22 protein-coding genes and 1 riboswitch are annotated in these 22215 nt (G+C 68.4%); of the genes, 7 read left to right on the top strand and 15 right to left on the bottom strand.

The genetic code is table 11. The features are described from left to right. Positions 1-8 precede the first annotated feature (8 nt). Complete coding sequence (locus tag ACFMRZ_RS21195; RefSeq protein WP_400180463.1) at positions 9-2804, top strand: fumarate reductase/succinate dehydrogenase flavoprotein subunit; 2796 nt, start codon at positions 9-11, stop codon at positions 2802-2804. 27 nt (positions 2805-2831) lie between these two features. Here ACFMRZ_RS21195 and ACFMRZ_RS21200 read toward each other — a convergent pair whose 3' ends face one another. Next, the gene (locus ACFMRZ_RS21200; protein WP_400180464.1) at positions 2832-3929 is read right to left on the bottom strand and encodes a TROVE domain-containing protein; all 1098 of its coding nucleotides are present in this window, start codon (positions 3927-3929) and stop codon (positions 2832-2834) included. 26 nt (positions 3930-3955) lie between these two features. After that, positions 3956-4483 carry a TROVE domain-containing protein gene (locus tag ACFMRZ_RS21205; protein WP_400180465.1) on the bottom strand — a complete coding sequence of 176 codons (528 nt, stop codon included), beginning with the start codon at positions 4481-4483 and terminating at the stop codon, positions 3956-3958. A 578-nt stretch (positions 4484-5061) separates the two neighbouring features. Between ACFMRZ_RS21205 and ACFMRZ_RS21210 the strand changes: the two genes are divergently transcribed. The 3 genes from ACFMRZ_RS21210 (at position 5062) to ACFMRZ_RS21220 (ending at position 6864) form a co-directional block, all read left to right on the top strand. Next, on the top strand, positions 5062-5955 hold the full coding sequence (locus ACFMRZ_RS21210) for a helix-turn-helix domain-containing protein (RefSeq protein ID WP_400180466.1): 894 nt from the start codon (positions 5062-5064) through the stop codon (positions 5953-5955). Beyond that, a complete protein-coding gene (locus ACFMRZ_RS21215; protein ID WP_400180467.1) occupies positions 5952-6152 on the top strand; it encodes a DUF397 domain-containing protein in 201 nt (66 codons plus the stop codon). The genes ACFMRZ_RS21210 and ACFMRZ_RS21215 overlap by 4 nt, the downstream gene beginning before the upstream one ends. A gap of 127 nt (positions 6153-6279) precedes the next feature. After that, entirely contained in the window at positions 6280-6864 is a 585-nt protein-coding gene (locus tag ACFMRZ_RS21220) for a hypothetical protein (protein WP_280270339.1), read from the top strand. 90 nt (positions 6865-6954) lie between these two features. On the opposite strand, the gene ACFMRZ_RS21225 is transcribed toward ACFMRZ_RS21220, so the two are convergent. Further along, positions 6955-7449 carry a rhomboid family intramembrane serine protease gene (locus ACFMRZ_RS21225; protein WP_400180468.1) on the bottom strand — a complete coding sequence of 165 codons (495 nt, stop codon included), beginning with the start codon at positions 7447-7449 and terminating at the stop codon, positions 6955-6957. A 526-nt stretch (positions 7450-7975) separates the two neighbouring features. Here ACFMRZ_RS21225 and ACFMRZ_RS21230 point away from each other — a divergent pair. Continuing rightward, the gene (locus tag ACFMRZ_RS21230) at positions 7976-8350 is read left to right on the top strand and encodes a glyoxalase (RefSeq protein WP_400180469.1); all 375 of its coding nucleotides are present in this window, start codon (positions 7976-7978) and stop codon (positions 8348-8350) included. A 7-nt stretch (positions 8351-8357) separates the two neighbouring features. On the opposite strand, the gene ACFMRZ_RS21235 is transcribed toward ACFMRZ_RS21230, so the two are convergent. From ACFMRZ_RS21235 to ACFMRZ_RS21275, 9 genes are all read right to left on the bottom strand, one after another. Further along, positions 8358-9491 carry an LLM class flavin-dependent oxidoreductase gene (locus tag ACFMRZ_RS21235; RefSeq protein ID WP_400180470.1) on the bottom strand — a complete coding sequence of 378 codons (1134 nt, stop codon included), beginning with the start codon at positions 9489-9491 and terminating at the stop codon, positions 8358-8360. Next, the gene (locus tag ACFMRZ_RS21240) at positions 9488-10852 is read right to left on the bottom strand and encodes an NtaA/DmoA family FMN-dependent monooxygenase (protein ID WP_400180471.1); all 1365 of its coding nucleotides are present in this window, start codon (positions 10850-10852) and stop codon (positions 9488-9490) included. Before ACFMRZ_RS21240 ends, ACFMRZ_RS21235 begins: the two co-directional genes overlap by 4 nt. A gap of 7 nt (positions 10853-10859) precedes the next feature. Then, a complete protein-coding gene (locus ACFMRZ_RS21245; RefSeq protein ID WP_400180472.1) occupies positions 10860-11939 on the bottom strand; it encodes an LLM class flavin-dependent oxidoreductase in 1080 nt (359 codons plus the stop codon). After that, a complete protein-coding gene (locus ACFMRZ_RS21250; RefSeq protein ID WP_400182929.1) occupies positions 11940-13577 on the bottom strand; it encodes a dipeptide ABC transporter ATP-binding protein in 1638 nt (545 codons plus the stop codon). Between the two features lie 8 nt (positions 13578-13585). Continuing rightward, positions 13586-14413: an ABC transporter permease gene (locus tag ACFMRZ_RS21255; protein ID WP_400182930.1), complete on the bottom strand. Its 828-nt coding sequence runs from the start codon at positions 14411-14413 to the stop codon at positions 13586-13588. A gap of 171 nt (positions 14414-14584) precedes the next feature. Further along, positions 14585-15544 (bottom strand): ABC transporter permease, encoded by a 960-nt coding sequence (locus ACFMRZ_RS21260; protein WP_400180473.1) that lies wholly within the window; start codon positions 15542-15544, stop codon positions 14585-14587. Continuing rightward, positions 15541-16611 carry an LLM class flavin-dependent oxidoreductase gene (locus ACFMRZ_RS21265; RefSeq protein ID WP_400180474.1) on the bottom strand — a complete coding sequence of 357 codons (1071 nt, stop codon included), beginning with the start codon at positions 16609-16611 and terminating at the stop codon, positions 15541-15543. The genes ACFMRZ_RS21260 and ACFMRZ_RS21265 overlap by 4 nt, the downstream gene beginning before the upstream one ends. Positions 16612-16719: 108 nt before the next feature. Next, a complete protein-coding gene (locus ACFMRZ_RS21270; RefSeq protein WP_400180475.1) occupies positions 16720-17517 on the bottom strand; it encodes an amino acid ABC transporter ATP-binding protein in 798 nt (265 codons plus the stop codon). After that, entirely contained in the window at positions 17514-18458 is a 945-nt protein-coding gene (locus ACFMRZ_RS21275) for an amino acid ABC transporter permease (protein WP_280274436.1), read from the bottom strand. Before ACFMRZ_RS21275 ends, ACFMRZ_RS21270 begins: the two co-directional genes overlap by 4 nt. A gap of 11 nt (positions 18459-18469) precedes the next feature. Beyond that, a riboswitch (SAM riboswitch) is annotated at positions 18470-18563 on the bottom strand. 188 nt (positions 18564-18751) lie between these two features. On the opposite strand from ACFMRZ_RS21275, the gene ACFMRZ_RS21280 reads away from it, so the two are divergent. Together ACFMRZ_RS21280 and ACFMRZ_RS21285 are read left to right on the top strand one after the other, a co-directional pair. Continuing rightward, a complete protein-coding gene (locus ACFMRZ_RS21280; RefSeq protein WP_280364633.1) occupies positions 18752-19615 on the top strand; it encodes an SDR family oxidoreductase in 864 nt (287 codons plus the stop codon). A gap of 114 nt (positions 19616-19729) precedes the next feature. Next, on the top strand, positions 19730-20371 hold the full coding sequence (locus ACFMRZ_RS21285; protein WP_280274434.1) for a hypothetical protein: 642 nt from the start codon (positions 19730-19732) through the stop codon (positions 20369-20371). A 93-nt stretch (positions 20372-20464) separates the two neighbouring features. Here ACFMRZ_RS21285 and ACFMRZ_RS21290 read toward each other — a convergent pair whose 3' ends face one another. From ACFMRZ_RS21290 to ACFMRZ_RS21300, 3 genes are all read right to left on the bottom strand, one after another. After that, complete coding sequence (locus ACFMRZ_RS21290) at positions 20465-20638, bottom strand: hypothetical protein (protein WP_400180476.1); 174 nt, start codon at positions 20636-20638, stop codon at positions 20465-20467. Next, positions 20622-21143: a flavin reductase family protein gene (locus tag ACFMRZ_RS21295; RefSeq protein ID WP_280364637.1), complete on the bottom strand. Its 522-nt coding sequence runs from the start codon at positions 21141-21143 to the stop codon at positions 20622-20624. Before ACFMRZ_RS21295 ends, ACFMRZ_RS21290 begins: the two co-directional genes overlap by 17 nt. A gap of 340 nt (positions 21144-21483) precedes the next feature. Next, positions 21484-22188 carry a hypothetical protein gene (locus ACFMRZ_RS21300; protein WP_400182931.1) on the bottom strand — a complete coding sequence of 235 codons (705 nt, stop codon included), beginning with the start codon at positions 22186-22188 and terminating at the stop codon, positions 21484-21486. Between the last annotated feature and the right edge of the window lie 27 nt (positions 22189-22215).

Genomic DNA, 22215 nt, shown 5'->3' on the forward strand with positions numbered 1-22215 from the left:
ATGTGCTGATGAATATCCCCGACCTGTCCGAGACCACCCGCGTCGACTGCGATGTGCTGGTGATCGGCGGCGGCACGGCCGGCACCATGGCCGCGCTGACCGCCGCCGAGCACGGCGCGAACGTCCTGCTGCTGGAGAAGGCGCACGTGCGGCACTCCGGTGCGCTGGCGATGGGCATGGACGGGGTCAACAACGCCGTCATCCCGGGCAAGGCCGAGCCCGAGGACTACGTCGCGGAGATCACCCGCGCCAACGACGGAATCGTCAACCAGCGCACCGTGTATCAGACCGCGACCCGTGGCTTCGCGATGGTGCAGCGGCTGGAGCGGTACGGGGTGAAGTTCGAGAAGGACGCCTACGGCGAGTACGCGGTGCGCCGGGTGCATCGGTCCGGGTCGTACGTGCTGCCGATGCCCGAGGGCAAGGATGTGAAGAAGGCGCTGTATCGCGTGCTACGGCAACGGAAGATGCGTGAGCGCATCCGCATCGAGAACCGGCTCATGCCGGTGCGGGTGCTCACCGACGGTGGCCGGGCGGTCGGCGCGGCCGCATTGCACACGCGCACCGGCGAGTTCGTGGCCGTCGGCGCGAAGGCGGTCATCCTGGCGACCGGGGCCTGCGGACGGCTCGGCCTGCCCGCGTCCGGATATCTCTACGGCACCTACGAGAATCCGACGAACGCGGGCGACGGTTACGCCATGGCCTATCACGCCGGCGCGGAGCTGTCGGGCATCGAATGCTTCCAGATCAATCCGCTGATCAAGGATTACAACGGTCCGGCGTGCGCCTACGTGGCCAACCCGTTCGGCGGCTATCAGGTCAACGCGCAGGGCGAGCGGTTCGTCGATTCGGATTACTGGTCCGGGCAGATGATGGCCGAGGTCAAGCGCGAGATCGAATCAGCCAGGGGGCCTATCTATCTGAAGGTGACCCATCTGCCGGACGAGACGCTGACCGCGCTCGAGGGGATTCTGCACACCACCGAGCGGCCGACCCGAGGTACCTTCCACGCCAACCGCGGACACGATTACCGCACCCACGACATCGAGATGCACATCTCCGAAATCGGCTTGTGCAGTGGGCATTCGGCGTCCGGCGTGTGGGTCGACGAGCACGCTCGCACGACGGTGCCCGGCCTGTACGCGGCGGGCGACCTCGCCTGCGTGCCGCACAACTACATGATCGGGGCGTTCGTCTACGGCGATCTGGCCGGGGAGCACGCCGCCTCCACCCTCGCCGATCTGCCTGCTCCGCAGGAACTTCCGGCCGACCAGCTCGCGGACGCGCACGAACTCGTCTACCGGCCGCTACGCAGCCCGGACGGCCCGCCGCAACCTCAGGTGGAGTACAAACTGCGGCGCTTCGTCAACGACTATGTCGCGCCGCCGAAGACGGCGACCAAGCTGTCACTCGCCGTGGAGACCTTCGAGCGCATGCACCGCGACCTTGCCGAAATGGGCGCCACCACACCGCACGAGCTGATGCGCTGCACCGAGGTGTCCTTCATCCGCGACTGCGCGGAAATGGCGGCCCGGTCCTCCCTGACCCGCACCGAATCACGCTGGGGCCTGTACCACGAGCGTGCCGACCTGCCCCAGCGCGACGACACGGAGTGGCGCTACCACCTCAATCTGCGCAAGGGCGCCGACGGGATGGAATTCCTGAAGCGGCCCGTCGCACCGTATTTCGTGCCGGTGCCGGAATTCGAGACGGTGCCGTCCACGGATGCCGTCGAGTCGGTGGCTCAACCGGCGATCGTGACCGGGCCGCCGCAGGTTCACACGGCTACGGTGCGGGCGGCCCAACGCGCCGAAGACTGGTCGGCAGCCGACACGAAAGATGCTGCGGCGCCGCGCATTGCCGGTCTGCTCGCGCTGGACGCCCCGGCGGTCGAGGACCTGGCTCCCTACCTGACCGATCCAGAACCGCAGGTGCGTGCCACCGCCCTCTCGGTACTCACCGAGGAGACACCCGACGGCTTCGCCGACCACTTGATCGCGGCCCTCGGCGACCCCGAGGCGACCGTACGCGCGGCAGCGATCTCCGGCCTGCGCGAACTGGTCGAGATCCTCCCTACCAGCGGCCGGCAACCCGCTCGAGATCAGGCCGACCGCCCCACCACAGATTCGACAGACAGCCCTCGACCGGCTGCGGTGCGGACAAGCGAGGACCCCCAGCCGGCCGGAAATGGGCTGGCGGCGTTCGCGGACTCGGTCGATCCCCTGGTGCGGGCGGCCGTGATCGATCTGCTGCGCGCGCTGCGGTCCGGCGATCCGGACCTGTTCGGCAAGGCGGTGGTCGACCCCGACTACCGGGTGCGGATCGAGGGCGTGCACGCACTGGTGTCGCTGGACGACTGGCCCGCCCTGACCACCGCGGCGCACGACGAGAACCGCGAGGTGCGCATCGCGGCCGCCAAGGGCCTCGCCACGGTCGGCCTGGGCGGTTCGGACACCGTGCGCGCCCTCACCGCCGACCGCGACCCCCTGGTCCGCGCCGCGGCACTGTCCGCCCTCGCGGCACTGGGCAGCGCCGACGACACCGCCACTCTCACTGCCGCACTGAGCGATTCGGCCTGGCAGGTCCGCGAGGGCGCGGCCCGCGGCTGGGCAGGCCGCACCCCCGAGGCCGCCGCCGAAGCCCTCGCCCCCGCCCTCACCGACCCCCACCCCGACGTCCGCAAAGCCGCCGTCCTCACCCTGAGCACCTGGCCCACCCACCCCCAGGCCCGCGAAGCCCTCGCCCCCGCCCTCTCCGACACCGACGCCGACGTCCGCGCCTACGCCCGCCGAACCCTCGACTGACGAGGAAAGCGGCCCCTTGCGAGCGCGTCACATCCCCATCGCGAAGTCCGACAGGAGGGTCGGGACCGCGGAGTCGAAGCCCGCGATGTCGAGCATTCCGGCGTCGGAGGGGTCGGCGATGGTGAGGCGGGTCGCGGTCATCCCCAGCACCACCAGCTTCGCGGCGGGGTTGATTTCCCGGCGGTAGCGCTGCAGGGCCTGGTGTGGGTGGATGCGGCCCGCCCACGTCTCCGAGTCCGTGTATACGGCGAAGACGTCGACGTGCAGCTTGCGCTCCAGCGCGTACAGCATCGGGAGCGAGCAGTCCGTGCCACCGAACGGCAGGTTGCTCACCGCTCGGATCGCGTCGTCCAGGCGCTGGCGCGGGCTGATCGACAGCGGCCGCAGCGCGGTGTCGAAACCCCGCCCGCTTCGGCTCGACGTGAATCTCACGATCTCGCAGGAGGATTCGACGTTCGCCGTCACCAGCGCCAATGCCGCCGACGCCTCCCGGGCGGTCAACGGCAGACCCGAAATCGCCGCGGTCATCGACCCCGACACATCCAGGGCCAGCAGATGCCGCTTCCCCGTGGCCGCCACGGCGCCGAACGCCGCGTAGAACGCCGCGTCCAGGGCATCCACGATCGGCCGCGACGGCTCCCACGCGGATGCCCCGCGCGCCGACCGCCCGGACGCGTAGGTGCGGAGCGCGACGAGCACATTGATCGGGTGAATCCGTCCCTGCCGCAGCCGCTCCGGATCGGCCAGCTGCCCAGCCACCTTCCCGGTGTAGGAACCCAGCGGCGCGAGCAGGCCGAGCCGAGTCAGGCGCGGCAGCTGGCGCAGCAGCGCGGTCTGCGGAATACCGTTGTCCAGCAGCGCTTCCCACACCGCCACCGCATCGAGCGCGGCATCGGGCAGCATCTCCCACGACAAGCCGTACTCGCGCACCAGCCCCGGGATCTCCCGTACCGGCGCGGACCGCGCGCGCTGGAAACCCTCCACCAGACGCAGGCCGGAGCAGTCATCGGGCGGCGGTGTTCCGCGGACTATCCACTCGAACAGCGCCTTCCGCTGCGGGTCCGACGTCCTCGGATGCGACAGACGCAGCAGATCGCGGTGGGTCCACGCGTTTGCCGTACCCATGGATCCTCCGATCTTCGTATGGTGAGCTAGCTTCTGCTCCGGTACTTCACGACCTGGTAGGCCAACGCCTCGACGGGCTTGTCCAGGTACCAATCCCCCACCGCGCGACGCAGTCCCCGCCCCCAGCCACGGAACTGCTCGCTGTATCGGACGAACAGGAACAGGTGCGTCCCGGTCCGGGCGACGAGCGGCAGCGCGTCGAGCGCGGTGCGACGGCCCTGCTCGTCACCGAGGGAGGCCGCGGCCGCCAGCGCGAACAACGCCGGATGCTGCCGCGGCGCGCGACCGGCGGTCGATATCGCGACCACCTCGGCCACCAGGTCCGCGGTGCGGTGGCGCGCGAACTCCAGCACCACCTCCGCGTTGTCCTTCGTAAGCTCCTGCGCGCCAACGTAATAGGTGCCGCCCTCGGTCCCGAGCAGTAGGAATCGACGCAGCCTGACCTCCGGCGTCACCTCGAAGGCGAAGCCACCGGCCTCGTTGCGGACCTGACGTGGATCGGCCGGAACCGACTGCGCGGTAGCACGCAGGTGGATCCCCCGCAGCGCATCCATGTCGACCTCGTTTCCTACCTCGGGGCGTGCACAGCGAGGGGCGGGCATGTTGTCCGAACCGGGTTTAGACGTGCGTCTCTACCAATTCGACCACGAAAGGCATTGCCTCCCGGCGGGACTCGAACCCGCAACTACCTCGTGGGTAACCCGTTCCGATAACCGATCCGCTCCGGCCCGCCACCTCGTATTCGCTGTACTCGTTCGACTGTAGAGACCGGTTTTCCTGTGCACCAGCGATTTTCGGCGTACGGTGGTCTGGTCCTCCTGTTCGGCGTTCCGCCGGGTGTCTCAGCAACTGGTCGAGTCGGCTGATTCATCGGGTTCCTCGGTTCGTCGTCGGTCTGGGCGCCCGGCCCCAAGGAGTAGGGGGGTTCGGGAATCGAATCCTCTGCGCGGATCCCCTCGAGCACGCTCGCCAGCACAGCTCAGAGGCGGCCGCACCATTTGGTTTTGCGGGGAATTCACTCGAAGCGAGCTATTTCGCCAGGGTGGGGTCCGAGAACGACGGAAAAAATATCCGAGATTCCCCGCGGTGACACCCGAAACCTGAGCTCCACTCATCCAGAGCAGGAGGGTCGATGACCGAGAACAGCTCCACCACATCCGGCTCCACAGTCCCCCGGCGCCAACTCGGGCGCTACTTGCGCGATCTACGCCAGCAAGCCGGTATGACCATCGCCGAGGTAGCCCGGCTCGTCCAGCGGGGCGCGTCCTCGGTGCAGCGTCTGGAGGCCGGGACGAACGAGCGCATCCGACTGTGTGACGTCGAGGAGATCTGCCGAGTCGTCGGGGCGGACGAGACGACCACGGAAGCATTGAAAGGACTGGCACAGCAGGGTAGTTCGAAGAGTTGGTATCACCAGTACGGGGATTTGATTCCAGCCAGTTTCGACGTCTACATGGGTTTGGAGTCGGCGGCGGCTTCGTTGAGCTCTTATCAGGAGCTGGTGCCCGGACTGCTTCAGACCCCCAGTTACGCACAGACATTGAACCGAATCGGCCATCCGGACGAATCCGACACCGAGATTGCTCGCCGCGTCGAGATGCGGATGCGGCGACAGATCTTGATCACCCGCAAGTCTCATCCGGCCGTCATTGACGTCCTGCTCGCCGAATCGGCACTGCATCGGACGGTCGGTGATCGGAAGATCATGGCCGCCCAGTTGCGGCATCTCGCCAATATGAGCACGCGGTCCAATGTCACGGTCCGCATCTTGCCCTTCTCTGCGGGCATCCCGCTGGGCGAGCTGACCGGCCCCTTCACGGTGCTCGACTTCCCGACCGGCCCGGACGGGCGTCGGATCGAGCCTTCGGTGGTCTATGTCGAGGGCTACCGGGGTGCGATGTACTTCGAAGAACAGGAGGATGTACTGGCTTATCGCACCGCGTACGAAGCGCTCGGGCGTGTAGCGTTGTCGCCAGAAGCAAGCAGGCATCTGCTCAGGAAAACAGCAAGGGAGTATGCGGCGTGAACGTCGATCTATCTGATGCGCGCTGGTTCAAGAGCAGCCGCAGCGGAGCCAATCAGGACTGCGTAGAAGTAGCATTCCTCGACGGCGACCATATCGGGCTCCGCGACTCCAAGAACCCGAGCGGACCAGCCCTGATTTTCGCGCCCGCCGAGTGGGACGCCTTCGTCGCGGGCACGGCGGCAGGCCTTTTCGGCTGACGCGGCCCACCACTGGCGGCAAGTTGGAGCCGCCGAAGTAAATTCGTTGCGACCTTTGGGCGGCCCTGCCCCACCGCGTGTGGAGCAGGGCCGTTCTCGTACGAGCCGAGGAAGGACACCCGCCGACGTGACGACCGGCCCGGTCACCATCCACTACCCGAACGACGAAGCGATCCGCGACCTCACGCACTGGATGCTGGACCAGCATCGAGAATGGGATTCGGCACCGATGTTCTTCGGATTCGCCGCCGACGCGGGCGGCGAGATGACCGTCACCGCGGGGCCGCTGGAGAACGAGGAGACCACCGAATCGGCGATGCATCCCGTGCATCTACGGGCCGCCCATCTCAAGCACACCGGAATGCCGCTGTGGGGCTTCGGACTCGTCTTCGAAGGGTACTGCGAGGAATTCACGCCCGAGGAAACCGCCTCCGGCGAAACGCGCCGCATCATGCTCGAGGGCCGTCTACCCGATCGTCCCACCGCCGAGGAAATGGCCAACGCCGTCATCTACGACGCCCGCGGCAACGAATGGGTCGCCCTGACCTACCGCTATCTCCCCGAACGCGGCGTCTCCGACCTCTTCACTCCCGCAACAGCTTTCACCAAACCACCCCTGGGCCTCTCCGGCTACCTGTGGTCGGCCGCCCTCCTACTCGACCCGTCCAATCGCCTTCGCGTCCTGGAGATCATCGCGGCCGACGAGGAGTAGTCCCGGCCTACGCGGACACAATCCGCACCGGGGCGGCGAATTTCGCCACCTCCCGCACGATTGTGACCGCTCAGGCCGGACGCCGATTGATCAATCCCGAAGCCGGAAGAGGAAGCCCAGCGCCAAGCCGAGCAGCAGGGGCAGCCCGTGGTTGTCGCGCAGCAGCGTGTCGACCACGGCGAGCACCGGCGCCACATACAGCAGCGGCCGCGCCGGGCGCCGCGGGCCGAAGCGCTGCGGCGCGACGAATGCCACGGCGGTAAGCGCACCGATCAGCCCCGCCACACACATCGAGTTCCCCGCCCCGGTCGACTCCAGCCACCAAAAACTCACAGCCTGCCCGAACAGCCCACACCCGAAATACACCACCAGCCACCGCCACCGCCCCAACACCCGCTCGGCGATAACCCCGAACACCACCAGCCCCACCAGATTGAACGCCAGCCCCACAGCCCCGCCGTCCTGAAAGAACATCGCAGACCCCAGCCGCCACCACTCCCCCTCCCGAATAGCCCCCGGCGCCCGGCACATTCGGTCATACACCCCCGAACCCACCAACTGCGCCACCCCCACCACCGCAGTCACCGCAAAAACCCCCGCCGTCACCCAAGGCCGAGGCGGCCGACCAACCCATCCAACCACCTCAGCACCACGCTCCGACAGCCCCGCCAACCCATCACTCACCACCGCAGGCTATCCCTACCACCCCCACCCGAATCCCCGGCCAACCCCGCCGCCTCCCACACACCCCCGAATCGCTGTCGCCACCCCCACACACCCACGAACCGCTACCGCCATCCCCACACACCCTCGAACCGTTGTCGTCATCCCGGCACACCCACGAACCGCTGTCGTCACCCCGGCACACCCTCGAACCGTCGTCGCCATCCCCGCACACCCTCGAACCGTTGTCGTCATCCCGGCATGCTTTTGGCCGGGATCCACACCGGTACAGCGGGATTCCGGCCAAAAGCATGCCGGAATGACGAACGAATTCGCGCCAGCATGGCGAAGGGTTCACGGCGGGATGACGAAGGGACTGCTGCTGCGTCCTGCCCGGACGCACCGACTGCCGCCGACACCCTGCGCCGTCCCGGAATACCCTCATGTGATGATCCACCACGTGCAGGTCAGCAGCCCCGCCGGCAGCGAGCCGCGGCAGCCGGCCTTCTACACCGGCGTGCTCGGCTGGCCGGTGCTACCGAAGCCGCCCGTGCTGGCGGCGCGCGGCGGCTGCTGGTTCCGGGTACCCGGCATCGGCGGCCCCGACGGGGAGATACACATCGGCATCGAAAATGATTTCCGCCCCGCCCAGAAGGCTCACCCGGCATTCGTCGTGGACATCGACGCGACCGCCGCGGCGCTGACCGCGGCCGGTTACCCCGTGCACTGGGCAGACCCGGCCGAAATCCCGGGCCGCCGCCGCTTCCACACCCACGACGGCGTCGGCAACCGCCTGGAATTCCTTGCGCCGGAAGCGGAATAACCACATTTCACGCGGCACGTACGTGCGACAACCCCCATTCGCGGGCCAGCAGCCGGTGGGAGTTCAGTCGGTCTTCGTGGCGGTGGGTTACCGAGGTGATCACGAGTTCGTCCGCGCCGGTGAGTTGCTGGAGGGCCGTGAGGCGTTGGGCGACAACGGCTGGGGTGCCGACGAACTGGGTGGTCAGGCGGTCGTGCACGAGGCGTTGTTGCTGCTCGGTGAGGGGCTCGGCGGTGTCGGGGTCCTGGTACCGGGCCGCGCCGGAACCGCTGCGGATGCTGTAGACCCAGTGGCCGAAGGTAGAGGCCAGGTGCTTGGCGGTCGCTTCGTCCTCGGCAACCACCACGTCCGCCGACACCACCAGGTACGGCTCGGGGTAGCGCACGGATGGCCGGAACGAATCACGGTAGGCGGCAACGGTTTCCAGGATGGTTCCGGGAGACACGTGATAGTTGGCGGCGAACGGCAGCCCCAATCGTCCCGCCAGCTGCGCGCTCTCGCCGCCGCTGGAGCCGAACAACCAGAGGTCCACATCCGCCCCTTCGCCCGGGACGGCTTGCAGCGCAATGCCGTCCGCGGTCCGATAGCTTCCCTCGAGCAGTGCGCGGATCTCCTCGACCTGCTCGGTGTAGCCGATCGCCTCGGCCCCGGGCAGCAACAGCGCCTGGAAGGAAGCCGCGAGCCGAGCGGTATCGAGCTGCTGCCCCGGAATGAACGGCGGCGGGATCACCACACCGTCCCGCACCTGGGTCGGCCGAACCGGCGCGGGCACCGGTTTCACACCCGCCGAACGCAATTGGGCCACGCGATGCGCCGAACGACCCAGACCGAGATCGAGTCGCCCGGGATACAGCGCGTCGATCGTCCCGAACGCCTCGACCACCGAGGCCGAGGTGTGGTGCCCGAGCTGCACCGCCGCCGAGCCGACGCGAATCGTGTTGGTAGCAGCGGCGATCAGCCCGATCAGCGTCGCCGTGGACGAGCTGGCGACCTGCACGAAATGATGCTCGGCCAGCCAATAGCGCCGGTATCCCCAGGATTCCGCGTGCCGAGCCAGATCGACGCTGTTGCGCAGCGCCTGCTGCGGCGTGGACCCGGCGCTGACCGGGGATAAATCCAGGACTGACAGCGGAACGCTCATGACGCCCGTACTCCTTCGCTGTGCTGGTGAGGATGGCGCAGACCCAGGTGCTCCCGCAGGGTCGTGCCGGTGTACTCGGTCCGGAAACTGCCGCGCTCCTGCAATTCCGGGATCACCTTGTCGACGAATTCGTCGAGCCCGCCGGGAGTCAGGTGCGGTACGAGGATGAAGCCGTCGGCGGCATCGCTCTGCACGTAGTGGTCTATCTCGGCGGCCACCTCGCCCGGCGAGCCGACGAACTGCTGCCGCGCGGTCACCTCGATGATGAGTTGGCGGATGCTGAGATTGCCCGCCTCCGCCCGCGCCCGCCAATCCTCCGCGACCGCGCGCGGGTCCTTGGCGTGGCGGACGCGTCCGCGGGTGATGTCCACGTTGTCCGCCGGGTCCACCGCGGGCAGCGGGCCGTCGGGGTCGTAGCCGGAAAGGTCACGGCCCCAGACCTGTTCGAGGAAGGCGAGGGCCGTCTGCGGCCCGACCTGTTGCAACCGGATGTGGCGGGCCCGCTCCTCGGCGTCCGCGCGGCTGTCCCCGAGCACGAAGGTCGCGGCGGGCAGGATCTTCAGATCGTCGCGGGAGCGCCCGTATTTCGCGAGCCGCGCCTTCATGTCGGTGTAGAACCGCTGCCCGTCCTCGAGTTCACCGTGGCGGCTGAAGATGGCGTCGGCCTTCGCGGCCCCGAATTCGCGGCCGTCCTCGGAATCACCGGCCTGCAACTGCACCGGGTAGCCCTGCGGGCTGCGCGGCAGTACGAAGCGGCCCTCGATGTCGAACTGGCTGCTGTCGACGCGGACACTGGGCGCGGGCCGCGCGAACACGCCGCGCTCCCGGTCCACCACCAGTGCATCCGGCGGCCAGCTGTCCCACAGCGCGCGGGTCGCGTCGATCACCTCGGCGGCGCGGACATACCGTTCGGCGTGCGGGAGGTAACCGCCGCGGCGAAAGTTCTCACCGGTGAACGCGTCCGAGGAGGTGACGGCGTTCCAGGCGGCGCGGCCCCCGGACAGGTGATCGAGCGTCGCGAACTGCTTCGCCAGCTCGAACGGCTCGTTGAACGTGGTGTTGATGGTCCCGGCCAGCCCGAGCCGGGTGGTGACCCCGGCCAGCGCGTTGAGCACGGTGAAGGTATCCGGTCGGCCCACGACGTCCAGATCGAAGATGCGACCGCGGTGCTCGCGCAGCCGCAGCCCCTCGGCCAGGAAGAAGAAATCGAACAGCCCGCGCTCGGCGGTGCGAGCCAGGTGCACGAACGAGTCGAACTCGACCTGGCTGTGCGAATCCGGATCGCTCCAGACCGTGGTGTTGTTGACGCCCGGAAAGTGGGCGGCCAAGTGAATCTGCTTGCGTACCTTGTTCTTCGACATCTCGTCCTCAGGAAATGGTCGCGTAGCGGTTGACCGGTCGGGGCAGGCCGAGGCGCTCGCGCAGCGTCGGCGCGATCCGGGGCAGTTGTGCGGCGAACGCGGACAGCGCGAGGGGACGCAGCACCACGCCGTCGCCCGCGCATTCGGCGCGGACTTGCTCGAACACCGCGCGCAAGGAATGCGGAGTCCCGATGTGGCGCAGCGTGTTCGGCGGATCGGTCGGCGTCCACGCCTCGAGCTGTGCGACGTCGAGGGCGGCCTGGTCGTCGGTCTCGGCGATGTGCACGTCGATGTCGACCAGCACCCGCACCAGGTTCGGGTCGCGGCCCGCCGCGGCGACGGCCGCACGCAGCTCACCGCGGGTCTGCGCGGCCGCGGCGAGGTCGGCTGCCGCGATCCGGATCAGGTCGGCCCGGTGGATCGCCACGCGTGCGCTGTGCGGATCGGCGGCGCGCACCGCGACCAGCGGCTGACCCTGTGGCGAGCGCGGCGTGATCGACGGGCCCTTCACCGCGAAGTTATCCCCGGCGAAGTCGATGTAGTGCAGCTTGTCGCGGTCGATGAAGCGGCCGGTGGACCGATCGCGGATCTCGGCGTCGTCCTCCCAGCTGTCCCACAGCCGGGTGACGACCTCGATCGCCTCGTCCGCCTCGTGCCACAGCGACACGTTGTCCTGTTCGTCCTTGCGCCCGAACAGCTTCGACTGTTCGCGTGACACCGTGACCTCCCAGCCCGCCCGGCCGTAGGTCGCGAAGTCCAGGCTCGCAATGGCTTTCGAGACATGGAACGGCTCGGTGTGCGTCACGGGAGCCTGCGGCACCAGCCCGATGCGCCGAGTAGCGGCCGCGGCACGCGCGGCGATCCCGACCGCCTCCAAACGGCCTGCGGCACCGGCCGATTGCAGTGCGAACGAGTCGGGCAGGAAGGCGAAGTCGAGGCCCGCGGCGTCGGCGTCGGCTATCGCGTCGACCCAGTAATCGGCGGTGAACAGGCCCTCGGCACGCGAGTCGGGCCGTCGCCAGGACGCGGGATGGGTTCCGGTGCCGGACAATTCGACACCGAGCAGCAGTGGATTGGACAGGGGCATTCAGGCCGTCCTTTCGATCGGAGCGGGCCGTGCGGTCGGCTCGCGTACGGCGCCCGGGATCGCGGTCAGCAGGTCGCGGGTGTACTCGTGTCGTGGCGTCGCGAAGATGTCGGCGGTGGTTCCCGTCTCGACGATCTCGCCGGCGCGCATGACCGCGACCCGATCGGCGATGCGGCGCACCACGGCCAGGTCGTGGGTGATGAAGAGGTAGCTCAGGTCCAGGTCGCGCTGAAGTTTTTCCAGCAGTTCGAGGATCTGCGCCTGTACCGAGACGTCCAGTGCCGATACGGGTTCGTCGAGTACCACCAGGTCCGGGTGCAGGGCCAGGGCGCGGGCGATCGCGACGCGTTGCCGCTGGCCGCCGGAGAGCGCGTCGGGGCGGCGGTTCAGGTAGTCGGCCGGCAGTGCGACCTGTTCGAGCAGCTCGGCGACGCGGTCGCGCCGGGCGCGCCGGTCACCTATACCGAAGGCGCGCAACGGTTCCGCGATGGCCTGCGCCACCGTGAGTTTGGGATTCAGTGAAGCGTAAGGGTTCTGGTAGACGACCTGGATACGACGACGCAGCTCGCGCAGTGGACCGCCGCGCAGCCCGCCGATGTCCTGTCCGTCGAAGGTTATGGTTCCGGCGTCGGGTTGTTCGAGGCGGGCGACGATGCGCGCGGTGGTGGTCTTGCCGGAGCCGGATTCGCCGACCAGGGCGAGGGTTTCGCCGCGGTCCACCCGCAGGGAGACGTCGTCTACCGCGGTCAGCGTGGTGCCGGGGCCGAGCCGGAAGGTTCGGCGTAATCCGGTGGCGGCCAGCAATGGTTTGTCGGCGGCCGGTCGCGCCGGGCGGGTCGCGGCGTCCAGAGCGGGGACGGCGGACAGTAACCGGCGCGTGTAGTCGTGCCGGGGGCTCGCCAGAACCCCGGCGGTGTCACCGATTTCGACTATTTCGCCGCCGCGCATCACCGCGATCCGGTCCGCCCGGTCGGCCGCGACGCCCAGATCGTGGGTGATCAGCAGGACCGCGGTGCCGGATTCGGCGGTGCGCTTCGCCAGGTGATCGAGGATGCGGCGCTGCACGGTGACATCCAGCGCGCTGGTCGGTTCGTCGGCGATCACCAGGTCGGGACCGCAGGCCAGCGCCATGCCGATGAGTACCCGCTGGCGCTGACCGCCGGACAAATCCTGTGGGTACTGCCGCGCCCGCAGTTCGGGACGGTCGAGTCCGGCCTCCTCGAGGATGCGCACGGCCTGTGCCCAGCCGGTCTTGCGGGTCGCGCGACCGTGGATGCGCAGGGTCTCGGCGACCTGATCGCCGATGCGCAGCACGGGATTCAGCGAAGTGCCCGGGTCTTGCGGCACCAAACCGATACGCGCGCCGCGCAATCGGCGCAGGTGACGTTGCGGAGCATTGTCGATGCGTTCGCCGGCGAAGCCGATGGCGCCACCGATGATCGTGCCGCCGTGCAACAGGCCGATCACCGCGTGCGCGAGAGTCGACTTGCCGGAACCGGATTCGCCGACCAACGCCACGGTCTCCCCCGGCGAGACCGTGAGCGTCGCCCCGGCGACGGCCGTCGTGGAGTTCGCTCCCTCGCCGTACCGCACCCGCAGTTCATCGATGCGCAGCAGCGGCTCCGGCAGCCGTTCCACCGCCGCGCTCACCGGTCACCGTCCCGGGCGATGGTGCGGCCCAAGTGCTGTGCGGACAGCACGACCGCCACGATGACCAGGCCCGGCAGAGTCGTCATCCACCACGATGTCGCCAAGTAGTTGCGACCTTCGGAGATGAGCGAACCCCATTCCGGGGTCGGCGGAGTCGCGCCGTAACCGAGAAAGCTCAGCGACGAGACCGCCAGCACGGCGACGCCGAACTCGACCGCCGCCAGCGCCGCCACGGGCGCGTAGGCATTGCGCAGCACATGCCGCACCAGCACCACCGGCCACCGCACGCCGCTCGCCAGCGCCGCCTCCACATACTGCGCCCGCCGCACCCGCAGCACCTCGGTCCGCATCACCCGGGCGAAGCGCGCGACCAACGCCACTCCGACCGCGATCGCGACATTGCGAGTCCCGAAACCGAGCACGGTGACCAGCGCCAGCGAGGTCAGCAGCTCCGGAATCGACAGCAGCACATCGACAATCCGCATGATCACCGCATCCACGCCGCCACCGGCGGCCCCCGCCACGAGACCGATCAACGTGCCGAACACCAGCCCGATCAGCACCGCGAAAACAGTTGCCGTCAAAGATAACTCGGCCGCATGCACCACCCGCGTATAAACATCCCGCCCCAAATTGTCCGTCCCGAACCAGTGCTCCGCACCCGGCCCCCGCAGCTTCTCCGCAGGCACCCCCACCAACGGATCACGCCCACTGAACACCCCCGGCGCCACCGCCCACCCCAGCACCACCAACAAGACCACCCCGGCCACCCCAGCAAAAACATTGCCCCGCAAAGCCTTCAACACCCCGACCCCACCAGGCACCGCAACCCGCAGCCCCCCACCCCGCTCCACAACAACCGATTCACTCACTCCCGGCCCCCTCTCTCCCACCCCACCAACATCCCGGCACGCCGGACCGGCGGAGGGACTGCCGACAGCAGGATGGCGGGCGGTGAGATCGGCGCTACTCGGGACGTGGGCGCCTGCACGGGCCTACGCATGGGAGGGCTCCTTTGCTCGGAAGGCTTGGGCGACACGAGGGTCCAGGGCGGGATACACGAGGTCTACGGCGAGGTTGACCAGGACGAAGGCGGCGGCGGTGAGCATGACGATGCCTTGGACCACCGGGATGTCCTGGTTCAGGACGGCGGTTTGGGTCAGGCGGCCGAGGCCCGCGCGGGAGAAGACGGTCTCGACGATGACCGAACCGGCGAGCACCGTGCCGACCCACACGCCCGCGACCGTGAGCGCGGGAGCGACCGCGGGCCGCAGGACATGGCGCAACTGGACCCACCAGCGCGAGGCGCCCTTGGCCAGTGCCACTTCCACGAACGGCTGCCGCCAGGTCTGCGCCAGGCTGCTGTGAAGCACCTGCGCGATGACCGCGCCGACGGGTATCGCCAACGTCACCGCGGGCAGCAACGTGCCCTGCAATCCGGTGCCGCCGAAGGCGGGCACCCACCGCAGCCGGAACGAGAACAGTTGCAGCAGAAGCAGTCCCACCCAGAACGTCGGGGCCGACGCGCCGATCGGCGGCAACGCGGTCAACAGTCCGCGCAGCCAGCGGCGTTCCGTGTAGGTGGCGGCGAGCGCGAGCGCGGTGCCGAACACCACCGCCAGCGCCAGCGCGAACGAGGCCAGCGCGAGAGTGGTCGGCAATGCGTCCGCGAGCGCGCCGGTCACCGTCTGCCCGGTGCTCAACGACCGCCCCAGGTCACCCTGCACAGCATGGGTGAGCGCCGTCCAATACTGCTGCCACACCGGCTGATCCAGCCCGTACCGAGCCCGCATCTCCGCGATCGCCGCCGGATCGACCGGCGCCCCCGGCGTAGCCCCCGCAGCCAGCTCCACCGGATCCCCAGGCAACAAATACAACACCGCGAACGACACCGTGAACGCCGCCCACAACACCGCAACCGCCTGCAAAACCCGCACACTCACATACCGCTTCATCCCCACACCCCCAATCCCCCGCGCCGCGCTCCCAGTTCGCGGGACGGAATGCGCCGGCGCAGCGCGGGAGCAACCTCGGATTGGAACAGCTCCAGGCTTTCGCGATGTTGTTTGTCGGTGAAGCCGTCGCCGTCGGCGGATAAGTGGATTACCTCGTGGCCGAATTGTTCGTGGTAGCGCAGCACCTTTTCCAGCACCTGTGCCGGGCTGCCGATCAGGGCCGAACTGCGGTCGACGAAGTCCTCTACGGTCTGGAATACGCTGGGGAGGCCGTGCTTTCGTGCCACGGACTGTCGTGCCTCGAAGATCGGGCGGTACCGTTCGAGTGCGTCCCGAGAGTCGCGGGTCACGTGGAAACCGGCGGTGCCCGCGCCGATCAGCGCGGCCGCGGGGTCGTGGCCGTAGGCGGCCCAGCGTTCTCGATAGTGCTGCACCAGTTCGGCATACGGCTCGATGGGGTAGGTAACGTTCGCGGAAAAGAGCGGATCACCGTAGCGCGCGGCCAGATCCACCGATTCCCGGCTGGTGGCGCTGCCGTGCCAGATGCGCAGGCGCGGCTGTAGCGGCCGCGGCAGCGCCTTGGCCTCGGTCAGCGAGGGCCGGAACCGGCCGCTCCAAGTGACGCTGTCGTGTTCCCACAGCTGCCGGAACAGTTCGTAGCCTTCGCGATTGCGATCCCACTGATCGTCGGGAGTGACATGGAACAGCTGCGCCTGCGCGGCGCCATTACCCTTGCCGATGATCAGTTCGAGCCGGCCGCCGGAGAGATTGTCCAGCGTCGAATAGTCCTCGAAGGCCCGCACCGGATCCAGCAGACTCAGCGTGGTGACACCGGTGAACAGCGCGATCCGCGAGGTCACCGCGGCGATATGGGAGAGCACCACCGGCGGCGCGGAGGAGATGAACGGATCCTCGTGCCGCTCACCGACGGCGAACCCGTCGTAGCCGAGTTCCTCTGCGAGCCGGGCACTGTCGACCACCCGCCGCAAGCGCTGCGCCGGGGATTCGGTCACGCCGGTGACCGGGTCGGGCTGGTGTGTGATCAGTGTCAGCAGCAGGAATTTCATGCCACGCACACCTCCTCGGTCCTTCTCGGCCACCGCACGGAACGGCCTGAGCTCATCTGCTTTTCGTGCGCCGAGCGCCACGGGGAGGCGGGCGATTCCGCACCGGTCTCAGAGCACATGGGCCAGGAAGGCTTTGGTGCGCGAATGGGCCGGGGCGTCCAAAACCTGTTCGGGCGGCCCCTGTTCGACGATCTCCCCCGAATCCATCAGCACCACGGTGTCGGCGATCTCTCGCGCGAAACCGATCTCATGGGTGACGATGACCAGCGTGGCGCCGTCGCGGGCGAGCCCGCGGATCACCGCCAGGACCTCGCCGACCAGTTCCGGATCCAGCGCCGAGGTGGGCTCGTCGAACAGCACCACCGCCGGGCGCAGGGCCAGCGCCCGCGCGATCGCCACCCGCTGCTGCTGTCCGCCGGACAACCGCCGCGGGTACTCCGCCGCCTTGTCCGCCAGTCCCACCCGCTCGAGCAGCTGCCCGGCCTCCGCTTCCGCCTCGGACCGCCGCCGCCCCTGCGCGGAAACCGGTGCCAGCACGACGTTTTCGAGCACCGTCAGATGGGGGAACAGGTTGAAGTCCTGGAAAACGAAGCCGATCCGCGAGCGCTGCCGCAGAATCTCGCGTTCACTCAGCTCGTGCAGTTTCGCGCCCTTACGGCGATAGCCCACCAATTCGCCGCTCACCCGGACGCTACCGGCGTCGACCTTCTCCAGGTGATTGATGGTGCGCAGCAGTGTCGACTTGCCCGATCCGGACGGCCCGAGAATGACGGTCACCTCACCGGGCCGAACCGCCAGATCGACCCCGCGCAGCACCTCCTCGGCCCCGAAACGCTTTCGCACCCCGCGTAATTCGACCGCGTACGCGGCGGAACGCAGGCCGTCGTCGGTGTCGGGCTCGCTCATCGGCGTTCCTCCGTGATCTCGGCGATCTTGCCGCGCACCCGCTGCCAGGGTGTCGGCGGCAGCTCGCGCCGGCCGCCCTTGGCGAAATGCCGCTCGATGTAGTACTGCACGACGGTCAGCACCGTGGTGAGCACGATGTACCAGACGGTGGCCACCATCAGCAGCGGCACCACTCGCCCGTTACGGCCGAAGATGACCTGGACCTGGTAGAACAGCTCGGCGATGGCCATCACCGACACGATCGAGGTGCCCTTGAACAGGCTGATCACCTCGTTGGCGGCATTGGGCAGGATGCCGCGCATGGCTTGGGGCGCGACGATGGTGAAGAACTGACGCCGCCACGGCAGGCCGAGCGACTTGGCGGCCTCCAGCTGCCCCGGATCGACCGAGATGATCCCGGCGCGAATGATCTCCGCCGAATACGCCGCCTGGTGCAGCGCCAGCCCGATCACGGCTGCGGTGAACCCGCTGATCACGCCGTTGACGTCGAAGGTCAGGAAGGCCGGGCCGAACGGAATGCCGATCGACATCCGCTGGTACAGGTAGGCGATGTTGAACCAGAACAGCAGCTGCACGATCAGCGGGATGGACCGAAAAGCCCACACGTAGACCCACGCGATCACTTGCAGCACAGGGATTTTCGACAGCCTCGCGACCGCCAGCCAGATCCCGAGCAGGAACCCGAACAGCGTGCCCCAGAAGGTCAGTTCCACGGTCACCCGCACGGCCTCGAGGACCGATCGGGCCGTGAAGTACCGGGTGAAGGTCGGCCAGTCCCAACCGGGGTTGGTGGCGAGGCCGTGCACGAACTGCGCGACCACCACCAGCGCGGCCGCCCCGACCAGCCAGCGCCACGGATGCCAGGTACGCGCGACGGGTAGCGCGTCCTCCTCGGCGGCCGATACCACGCCGGACGACTCTGCGGCGGCCAGTGTGCTCATGGAATCGCGATCCTCCATCGGTCCTGGCGGTAGCACCCGCACCCGGCGAGCGGGGGGTTGCTGCGGTCTCGTCGAGCCAGGTCTCTCAACCGCTCTGGATGGGTGAAATCGACGGTAAAGGAGCCTCGACCGGATGTCTGCCCTCCCGATCACCGTGAATCCAACTGTTGGCAAAGGGTTTTCCCCAGCGGACCCGGGAATTGCACAGGAGAGGACGCCCTCTGTGTACAGTGCTGTTCGCAATACTCTAGTGTGAAATCACAGTTGTTCTGAATCCGCTAGGAGATCCGCTCATGAAAGACCTGACCGGCCGGAAATGCCTGATCACCGGCGCGGCCAGCGGCATCGGCCGGGCCACCGCCCTGGCCGCGGCGCGCCAGGGGGCGCAGCTGTTCCTGACCGACATCGCCGAGGCCGGACTACGGGAGACGGCGCGGCTGGTCGAGGAGGCCGGGGGCCGGGTGGCGGCGCTGCAGGCGCTGGACGTATCGGACTACGACGCCGTGACCGCGTGGGCCGAGCGGGTGCACGCCGAGCACGGCAGCCTCGACGTGGTCATGAACATCGCCGGCATCGCCACCTGGGGCACTGTGGAGAACCTCGAGCACCGGCACTGGCGTGCCGTCATCGACGTGAATCTGATGGGACCTATCCACATCATCGAGAATTTCGTGCCGCCGATGGTGCGAGCCGGGCGCGGCGGCCATCTGGTGAACGTGTCCTCTGCGGCCGGGCTGCTCGCCCTGCCCTGGCACGCCGCCTACAGCGCCAGCAAGTTCGGGCTGCGGGGCATCTCGGACGTGCTGCGATTCGATCTGGAGCGACACGGCATCGGGGTGAGCCTGGTGGTGCCGGGCGCGGTGCGGACGCCGCTGGTGGGCACCGTGCAGATCGTCGGGGTGGACCGCGACGATCCGCGGGTGCGAAAGCTGACCGGACTGTTCGAGGGACACGCGGCGAGCCCGGAGCAGGTGGCCGATCGGATCATCGCGGGCATCGAGCGCAATCGCTACCTGGTGCACACGTCGTTCGACATCCGCGTGGCGTACTGGTTCGCCCGGAAATTCGCGCTGCCCTACGAGATCGTGATGCGCATCGCGAACCGGCAGTTCAGCAGGCTGCTCGAGGAGCGGAACCGGGCGTCCGCGCTGGAGTGAGCCGGACGTGTGGGCCGCGCCGACGAACCGAATGCCCCGCTTTTGCTTGCGCCGGTGCGGTATTCATGGCTCAATCCGAGTGGATGTGGCAGTCGGAGCGAGCGGGGACCACCGATGATGACTCGGAATTCGCATCGCTGGGAGCCGACCGGCGAAGCGGACATGGTGGAGCTACAGGATCTGGCCTCCGGCCGGGCCGTGCAGCTCGTGCGCCCCGCGGCCGACGAGCTACCCGGTGAACTGCTCGCCGAGACCGAAGAACTGGTGTTCCGGTGGGCGAGCCTGGGCACGCACGCCCAGGCCGAGGCCGAGCTCGGCGACCTGCACCCGACCTCCACGCTGTCGGCCCTGAGCTGGCTGTGCGCGCTGTGGGCGGTGGTGTGCGAGACCAGACTGGGCAAATCGGCCGGCGACATCATTCGCGACCTGGACTATCGCGGTGGCTGGCGCAAGATCCGCACCGACGAGGAGGCCCACGTGTGGAACGGGCTGACCCAGCGGGTGCGGCTCGGCGCGCTCGCGGCGCTGACCGAGGACCCGCGGGCCGTCGAATCCTATTACCGCGCGTGCACCGATCCGCCGGACATCGGCCCGACCCTGGTGCGGCACACGCTGATTCATCTCGACGCCTTCAGCCAGGACATGCACATGCACGACCTGCAAGCCCGGGGACTGGCGGCGACGCTGGTGGCACATACCGATCCGCTACCGGGCCCGCGCCGCCGCCTGTGTTTCCGCCCGTCCCATCCACTGTGATCCCTATGCGTCCGGGATGTCTTGCCCCTCATCATGTTCCAGACATCCGCGGACACGACGCCCGTCCGGCAGGACCGGGCGTGTGCCGGATCACTACAGCGGCGCGACGCCGACGACCACACCGATCCAATCGGGGTTCACCCAATTCCAGGCTCGCTGAGCCGGATCGGCCACCGGTACGGCGGAATCCTCGATCAGCTCCCGTAACAACCGCGGCCACCGCGGCAGCGTGAAGGTGAAATCGCCCGGGTCAGTGGGCGACACCATTGCGCACCTCTTCGGGATGCAGGCGGCGGAACCGGCTGCCGTGGAAGACCAGCGGGTCGACCTCGGCCCGGGTCGCCAAGCGCCGGACCCGCAGGATGACCACATGATGATCGCCCGCGGGGACCTGGGTCTCGATCACGCCTTCGAGCCACGCCGAGGCGCCGTCGACGAAAACCGAGTGCCCGGCGCCGCGATGCAGTTCCAGGTCCCGGAAGCGGTCACCGTTCTTGGAGCTGAGCGACCGGGCGGCGTCGTGCTGCTCGGTACCCAGCAGGCTCAGGCCCAGATAACTGGCCGCGGACAACCGGGGCCAGGTGGTGGAGCTGTTCTGCACACAGAACGACACCAGGGGCGGGTCCAGCGACACCGGGACGAAGGTGCTGACCGCCAATCCGTATGGGGTGCCGCCGATTTCGGCGCACACCGCGACGACTCCACTGGGGAACGCGGCGAAGGCGCGGCGTAAACCGGCGCCGTCGGCGGGAATTTCGTGCAGTTCAGCCATGATTCACCAGCTCGATCTCGACTACGTCGGCCACCGTTCGCGGTCTGCTCATCGTCGCTCCCAGTGTGCGCCTCGAAGGGGCGCCGAGCACGATTCCCGAGCACCCGGCGCGAACTCCACTACATCACCCCCAGCGTAGGGAACGCGAGAGTTTCGATCGCCGGGATCGCATCGGTGGTCCGGAGCACGCGGCCCCGGCAGGCCGCTCGCTCCGGCGCGCTCGCTGGGGTCAGAGAACGCTTGTGCCACAAGGGTATTCGAATGCGGACCGGCCCCGCCCGGCACGGCTTCCGGACGGGACCGGCGTCCCCCCGGCGACACTGCGCCGGGTCTTCCCCACCTACTTCGGAGCCGGTGCGAACGGCTGGTTGATGGTGGTGAAGTACTGTGCGGCCGCCAGCACGGCCACGGGCGCGGTGACCAGCAGCTGACCGGCCAGCGTGCCCAGCGCGCCGACGGCGATGATGCCGCCGAGGCAGCCGATCACGGCCGCGGGCAGGAACGCCCCGAACAGGCCGACGATGGCGGCGGCGGCCACGGTGGCGCCCGCGATGCCGCCCAGCAGGCAGCCGACGGCACCGCCGGCGATACCGCCGACCAGTGTCCCGATGGTCGCGCCCGCGCTGATGGTGCTGGTCAGCCGGGTCCAAGCGGCCACTTCACGGTCGTAGGGCGTCTTGAAGGGGGCCAGTTCCTCGAACGGCAGCGCCACCGGCCGGTAGGTGGCGTGCGCGAGGTCGAATTGCGGGGTGAGCGTCGCGGTGCGGTCCTGGATCTCGGCGGCGATCGGGAAGACGAAATCGTCCACCCGGAACGACAGCTCCGTCCCGGCGACCGTGCTGCCGTCCGCGGCCTTGATCGTGAACACCCCGTTGTCCACATCGAGCGAACCGACATCGGTCGAGATGATGGTGGCACTTTCGGTGGTTCTGGCCTGGTAGTTCACGACGCCGTCGGGGGCCGGAGCCGCGTACGCCGTGCCTGTGGCTATGCTTGTTGCCGCTGTCACCAGAGTGGCGACAGCGGTGAATTTCCTCATCTTCACCAGCTTGTTCCTCATCATCAGGCTGCG

The sequence above is a fragment of the Nocardia sp. N2S4-5 genome, from assembly GCF_044628355.1.
Taxonomy (GTDB): Bacteria; Actinomycetota; Actinomycetes; order Mycobacteriales; family Mycobacteriaceae; genus Nocardia; species Nocardia wallacei_B.